Origin of the sequence: Kocuria sp. UCD-OTCP, from assembly GCF_000349605.1 — a bacterium.
In the GTDB taxonomy this organism is placed as follows: domain Bacteria; phylum Actinomycetota; class Actinomycetes; order Actinomycetales; family Micrococcaceae; genus Kocuria; species Kocuria rosea.
The window spans coordinates 1-6,771 of the sequence record NZ_AOSQ01000058.1 but is presented as its reverse complement, the minus strand read 5'-3'; the positions used below and the strand labels follow the sequence as shown (position 1 = coordinate 6,771).

Here is a 6,771-nt window from a genome sequence, read left to right as displayed (position 1 = left end):
GGGTTCACGGCTGCGCGCGACGTTCACGACGTCGTCGCGGAACTCCTTGGGATAGGGCTTGGGCATGGTGTACATCCTTCCATCGACGCCTCTCAGCGCCACAGATCAGGTGTCACCGAACCGTGCATCAGTCCCGACCGGTCTGACTCCGCCCTGCTCGGTCCTGCTGGCTCCACCCACCGTCCCCGTGGCGAGGCCATGCGAGCCCCGGAACAGGGACGGGGCCGCGGTGGTGGCGGGCGCGTTCATCCACGGCATCACCAGGCACCTCGACACCGCAGCTGGGGTTGTGCCAGGAGCCGGGGCAGGATCAGGTGTCTTGTGGATCCGCAGCAGGTACCGGTACGACCGCGATGACGTCCTGAATGGTGTGGGCGGCGCCGTGATCCGGTGCCTGCCGGGTGCGTAGTGCCGCGAGGTATCCGGCGACATAGGCCGTGACCGGCACGGCGGGGCGAGCCACCCCGGTGGAGACTACCCCGGCCAGAGCCAGCAGGTCGTCCAGAGGCACGTCCATGGCGCCCAGCTCGAACTCGGTCTTGAGCTGGGCGATCCATTCGGAGAGCAGGCGTCGTTCCTCAGACGTCATCTTCTTCGCCATGCCGCGTTCCTTTCCTCGGGGTCTTCTGTCAGCTGAGCCGGAACTTGTGCACGTCGTCCCAAGTGTCCACGTCCGCGGTGGCGTCCTCGGCCACAGTGACCTCCTGCAGGAGAAGGTCGTGGGTGAAGGAGCGTACCGAGCGGTTGGTGGGGTCCTGGTCCGCGTAGGCCGCGCGCAGCGCCTCGGTGCGGTACAGGGCGGCCAGCGGCTGGCGGCGACCGTCGGGGGTGACGCCGATGTGTCCGTCCGTTTCGGGCGCGGCCCCGGCGGACCCCAGCAGCAGGGGTACGGCGCGGGCCACTTCGGGCATGTCGCAGGCCAGGGTCATGGTCCAGTCCGCCAACGGCAGCGCCTCGAGGGCGGCCAGCCCGGCCGCGATGCCCGCAGCCGGCCCGGAGAACGGCGGATCCTCCCGGGTGCGCAGAACGCCCGCGGGGACGGCCAGCTCCGCGGGTCCGACCACAACGACCCCGGCAGCCCCTTGGACCGCTTCCACCGTGAGTTCCACGAGGGTGCGCCCGTTTCGCCGCAGGCTCGCCTTGGGTGTGCCGCCCAGCCGGGAGGATCGGCCCCCGGCCAGGACCACAACATGGAAGAGCAGAGCGCCGGCCGGAGTGTTCATCCGCCGGAAAAGGGCGGCAGGACGTCGAGCACGGCCCCGTCCGGGATCTCGGCCGCCGCATCTGGGCAGGCCACCCCGTCGAGCAGGAAGCTGGCACGGGACAGCACCTGGCCCAGCAGCGGTTGTCCAGGCACCGGTTGCTGGTGGCGTTGCGCGAGCAGTACCTCCACATCAGCGCGGGTACGGGGCGCGCCGTCTCCGGTGGGCAGCTCAAGGGTCTCGGCCTCGGTCCCGGCGGCTGCGCGTGCAGCCGCGAAGTACCGTACCCGCATGGTCGTACTGGTCGCGGAGGTCAGGGTACGGGGGTTGCTCTCTGTGGTGTTCTGGGTCATCGTTCCTGTTCCGGTCGGTGTGGTGGGGCGGCCACGGGTTCAGCCCCCGATCGCGCTCATCGGCCGCTCCGGCTGGACGTAGTCGGGTGAGTCCAGGCCCGTGTGGTCCATGCCGTGGGCGGCCGGCTTGGCCCACATCGCCGCCCGCCACCGCCCGGCGAGCTCGGCGTCGGTCGCACCGGCGCGCAGCAGCGGCAGCAGCTCGACCTCCTCGTGGGAGAACAGGCAGGACCGGACCCTGCCCTCGGCGGTGATCCGGGTCCGCTTGCAGTCGGCGCAGAAGGGCTCCGTCACCGAGGCGATGACACCCACGGTCCCCAGCGGCGCCTCCCCGGCCCCGGGAACCTCCTCGGGGGCCCCGGCGGGGGTGGTGGGGTGGACGTCCCAGAGCTCGGCCGGGGCGCCGTCGCGGGCGCCGGGGTGCGGGGTGAGCCGGAACCGGGTGCTGAGCCGGTGGCGGATCTGCGCGGCGGTGACCATCTCCGCCCGGGTCCAGCCGTGGTCGGCGTCCAGCGGCATCTGCTCGATGAACCGTAGGGCGAAACCGCGCTCCAGGGCCCAGGCGAGCAGCTCGGGGGCCTCGTGGTCGTTGACCCCGCGCATTAGCACCGCGTTGATCTTCACCGGGGCCAGCCCGGCGGCGGCCGCGGCCTCGGCCCCGGCCAGCACCTGCGCCAGGCGGTCCCGGCGGGCCAGGGCCCGGTAGGTCGCCGCGTCCAGGGTGTCCAAGGAGATGTTGATCCGGCTCAGCCCGGCCGCGGCCAGGGCCTGGGCCCGGGTAGCGAGGCCGATGCCGTTGGTGGTGAGCGAGACCGGCAGCTGCGGGTGGGCGGTGCGCACCCCGGCCACGATCTCCTCCAGGTCGGCCCGCACCAGGGGTTCCCCGCCGGTCAGGCGCAGCTCGGTGATCCCCAGCTGCCGGACCCCGACGTCGACGATGCGGGTGATCTCACCGGCGCTCATCAGCCGGGCGGCGGGCAGCCAGGGCAGGCCCTTGGCGGGCATGCAGTAGGTGCAGCGCAGATTGCACTTGTCGATGACCGACAGCCGCAGGTCGGTGGCCCGGCGGCCGTGCCGGTCGGCGAGCCCCGCCTCCCGGGGCGCGCCGCTGGGGCCCGGACCGGCACCGCGGATCTGCGGAAGTCCCAGGGAAACGCCCATGTCACCGCCTCCAACATATCGATCAGCGCAATAGCACAGACATCACTTGCGTTATTTGACCCACCTTATGGGGTCACCTTGCTGGTCCCCAAAAGTTACTGATCGTTCCTTGGGTTGCGCACAACACCGTGCGTCCCGGGCATTAGGGACACGATTAGGGCAGGCCGATATGACGAAATCCCAGTGATTCGAATCGAACGATTTTCGAAGCTTTCGGCTAGGGGAGCCAACCGCCCTAGATCCCCGACATGCCGCCTCAGGGAGCGCAATGGGCTCGCCTTCTGAAACAAAGTTCTCTTTCTGAAACATATGACACGTCAGCATTTACCACGGAATGCATTATGGCCAGAACAAGTCGTGGCGCGACGATCAGTAACGCGTAAGAATGGCATTCTTGCCGGCGCATTACTAGGTTTCTTTTCATGACGACCGAATCCGTCCCGCCGCGCACCGATGGTCCTGCCTCCGACGCCCTGCTCAAGCTCGGGAAGTTCTTCACCCGCTGGGAGGAGTCACCGGACGGCCGCGCGGTCTTCCGCGAGGGCGGGCGGGCCGGGGACGCGTTCTACCGGAACCGGTGGAGCCACGACAAGGTGGTCCGCTCCACGCACGGGGTGAACTGCACAGGCTCCTGCTCCTGGAAGATCTATGTCAAGGATGGGATCATCACCTGGGAGGCCCAAGAGACCGACTACCCCTCCGTGGGCCCGGACCGCCCGGAGTACGAACCACGCGGCTGCCCCCGCGGGGCCGCCTTCTCCTGGTACACCTACTCCCCCACCCGCGTGCGCTATCCGTACGTGCGCGGGGTGCTGCTGGAGATGTACCGGGCCGCCAAGGCAGAGGTCGGCGGGGACCCCGTCCTGGCCTGGCAGGCCGTGGTCGGGGACCCGGAGAAGCGCCGGGCGTTCCAGCAGGCCCGGGGCAAGGGCGGGCTGGTGCGCTCCAGCTGGCAGGAGGCCCTCGAGATGACCGCGGCCGCCCACGTGCACACGATCAAGACCTACGGCCCGGACCGGGTCACCGGGTTCTCCCCGATCCCGGCGATGTCCATGGTTTCCCACGCGGCCGGCGCCCGGTTCTTTAACCTCATCGGCGGGGTGATGAACAGTTTCTACGACTGGTACGCGGACCTGCCGGTGGCCAGCCCCCAGGTCTTCGGGGACCAGACGGACGTGCCCGAGTCGGGCGACTGGTGGGATGCGACCTATCTGATGATGTGGGGCTCCAACATCCCGGTCACCCGCACCCCGGACGCGCACTGGATGGTCGAGGCCCGCTACCGCGGCACCAAGGTCGTCTCGGTGAGTCCCGACTACTCCGACAACACGAAGTTCGCCGACGAGTGGCTGCCCGCCCAGGCCGGCACCGACGCCGCCCTGGCCATGGCCATGGGGCATGTGATCCTGAAGGAGAACTTCGTGGACCGGCGGGTCCCGTTCTTCGAGGACTACGTGGTGCAGTACACCGACCTGCCCTTCCTCGTCACCCTCGAGCAGCGCCCAGACGGCACCGTGGTGCCCGGCAAGTTCCTCACTGCCCAGGACCTGGGGCAGACAGAGGCCGCGGACGCGGCGTTCAAGACCGTGCTCCTGGACCGGGACGCGGGCACTCCGGTGGTGCCCCAGGGGTCGACGGGCTTCCGCTACAACGAGGCCGACGAGGGGAAGTGGAACCTGGACCTGCAGGGGGTGCGCCCGGCCCTGTCCGTCGCCGACTCGGCGTCCTACGAGCAGGCCACTAGCGTGATCGATCTGCCCGCGTTCACCGATGCCACGGGCGAGGGCTCGGTGGTCCACCGCGGGGTGCCGGTCACCGAAGTGGCCGGACGCACGGTGACCACGGTCTTCGACCTCATGCTCGCCCAGTATGGGGTGGGCCGGGCCGGGCTACCCGGCCAGTGGGCGTCCGGGTACGACGACGTGGAGACCCCCTACACCCCCGCGTGGCAGGAGGAGATCACCTCGGTCCCGGCGGCGGCGGTGGCCCGCATCGCCCGGGAGTTCGCCACCAACGCGGAGAAGTCCGGCGGCCGGTCGATGATCATTCTCGGGGCCGGCATCTGCCAGTGGTACCACGGGGACGTCACCTACCGGGCGATCCTCGCGATGCTCATGCTGTGCGGGTGCCAGGGCCGCAANGGGGCCGGCATCTGCCAGTGGTACCACGGGGACGTCACCTACCGGGCGATCCTCGCGATGCTCATGCTGTGCGGGTGCCAGGGCCGCAACGGCGGCGGGTGGGCGCACTACGTGGGCCAGGAGAAGACCCGACCGATCACCGGCCAGGCCACGATGGCCGCGGCCACCGACTGGACCCGCCCGCCGCGCTTCATGATCGGCACCGCGTTCTGGTACATGCACACCGACCAGTTCCGCTCCGACGGGTACTCCTCCGACTCGCTGCAGTCCCCGCTGGCCCAGGGTCACCTGAAGGGCATGCACACCGCCGACGTGGTCGCCAAGTCCACCCGCATGGGGTGGATGCCGTTCTTCCCGCAGTTCGACCAGAACTCCCTGGACGTGGCCGACGCCGCTTCCGAGGGTGTGGCCCGCGGGGAAGCACCTGATGAGGCCCGGTGGGTCGCGGATCGACTCAAGGCGCAGGACATGCGTTTCGCCGTCGAGGACGTCGACGCTCCGCAGAACTGGCCGCGCACCCTGATGCTGTGGCGTTCCAACCTGCTGGGCTCCTCCGCTAAGGGTGAGGAGTACTTCCTCAAGCACCTGCTGGGCACCCACCACAACGTCCTGGGCTCCGACCACTCCACCTCCCGCCCGAAGGACGTGACCTGGCACGAGCAGGCCCCGGAGGGCAAGCTCGACCTGCTCGTATCGGCCGACTTCCGGATGACCAGCTCCACCCTGCTCTCCGACGTCGTGTTCCCCGCCGCGACCTGGTACGAGAAGCACGACCTGTCCTCCACCGACATGCACCCCTACGTGCACGCCTTCACCCCGGCGATCAACCCGCCGTGGGAAGCGAAGACGGACTACGACCTGTTCCGGCTGCTGGCCGAGGAGTTCTCCCGGCAGGCGAAGGTGCACCTCGGGGTGCGCAAGGACATGGTGGCCACCGCGCTCACCCACGACACCCCGGGCGAGCTCGCCCAACCCGGGGGCCACGCCCCGGACTGGAAGGGCACCGACGTCCCGGCGGTACCGGGCAAGAACCTGCCGAACCTCCAGGTGGTGGAGCGCGACTACACCGCGGTCGGGGAGAAGTTCTCCGCGGTCGGGCCACTGGCTGAGAAGCTGGGCCTCACCACGAAGTACATCACCTACGACGTCTCCCACCAGGTGGACCAGCTGGCCCGCCTGCACGGGGTGTTCGACTCCGGGGCCGCGGCGGGCCGACCGGTGATCAACACCGACGCGCGGATGGCCGAGGCCATCCTCCTCTTCTCCGGCACCACCAACGGGGAGCTGGCCGTGCAGGGCTTCGAGACCCTCGAGAAGCGCACCGGGGTGGAGCTCGCAGACCTCGCCCGCGGCTCCGANACCACCAACGGGGAGCTGGCCGTGCAGGGCTTCGAGACCCTCGAGAAGCGCACCGGGGTGGAGCTCGCAGACCTCGCCCGCGGCTCCGAGGAGAAGCGCATCACCTTCGCCGACACCCAGGCCGGCCCGGTCCCGGTGATCACCTCCCCGGAGTGGTCCGGCTCGGAGACCGGCGGGCGGCGCTACGCCCCGTTCACCATCAACATCGAACGCCTCAAGCCCTTCCACACCCTCACCGGACGGATGCACTTCTTCCTGGACCACGACTGGCTCAAGGACATGGGTGAGTCCCTGCCGATCTACCGCCCGCCCCTGGACATGCACCGCCTGTTCGGGGAACCCAAGCTCGGGCAGCGCGGGGAGCTGTCGATCGCCGTGCGGTATCTGACCCCGCACAACAAGTGGTCGATCCACTCGGAGTACCAGGACAACCTGTTCATGCTCTCCCTGGCCCGCGGGGGCACCACGGTGTGGATGAGCCCCCAGGACGCCGCACTGATCGAGGTCGCCGACAACGACTGGGTCGAGTGCCTCAACACCAACGGCGTCTACATC

5 protein-coding genes are annotated in these 6,771 nt (G+C 69.4%); 1 reads left to right on the top strand and 4 read right to left on the bottom strand.

Annotated elements, in window-relative coordinates:
- Positions 1-310: 310 nt before the first annotated feature.
- Genes H488_RS36230 through moaA form a run of 4 tightly spaced genes read right to left on the bottom strand, consistent with a single transcriptional unit; the run spans position 311 to position 2,716 of the window.
- On the bottom strand, positions 311-601 hold the full coding sequence (locus tag H488_RS36230) for a DUF6457 domain-containing protein (RefSeq protein WP_017834540.1): 291 nt from the start codon (positions 599-601) through the stop codon (positions 311-313).
- Positions 602-629: 28 nt separating this feature from the next.
- On the bottom strand, positions 630-1,223 hold the full coding sequence (gene mobA / locus H488_RS33135; RefSeq protein ID WP_051063819.1) for a molybdenum cofactor guanylyltransferase: 594 nt from the start codon (positions 1,221-1,223) through the stop codon (positions 630-632).
- Positions 1,220-1,555 (bottom strand): MoaD/ThiS family protein, encoded by a 336-nt coding sequence (locus H488_RS33130; protein WP_017834538.1) that lies wholly within the window; start codon positions 1,553-1,555, stop codon positions 1,220-1,222. Before H488_RS33130 ends, mobA begins: the two co-directional genes overlap by 4 nt.
- Before the next feature lie 39 nt (positions 1,556-1,594).
- A complete protein-coding gene (gene moaA / locus H488_RS33125) occupies positions 1,595-2,716 on the bottom strand; it encodes a GTP 3',8-cyclase MoaA (protein WP_017834537.1) in 1,122 nt (373 codons plus the stop codon).
- A 422-nt stretch (positions 2,717-3,138) separates the two neighbouring features.
- Between moaA and H488_RS33120 the strand changes: the two genes are divergently transcribed.
- Positions 3,139-6,771 (top strand): nitrate reductase subunit alpha (locus tag H488_RS33120; RefSeq protein ID WP_017834536.1); only part of this gene is annotated, 3,633 nt, incomplete at its 3' end.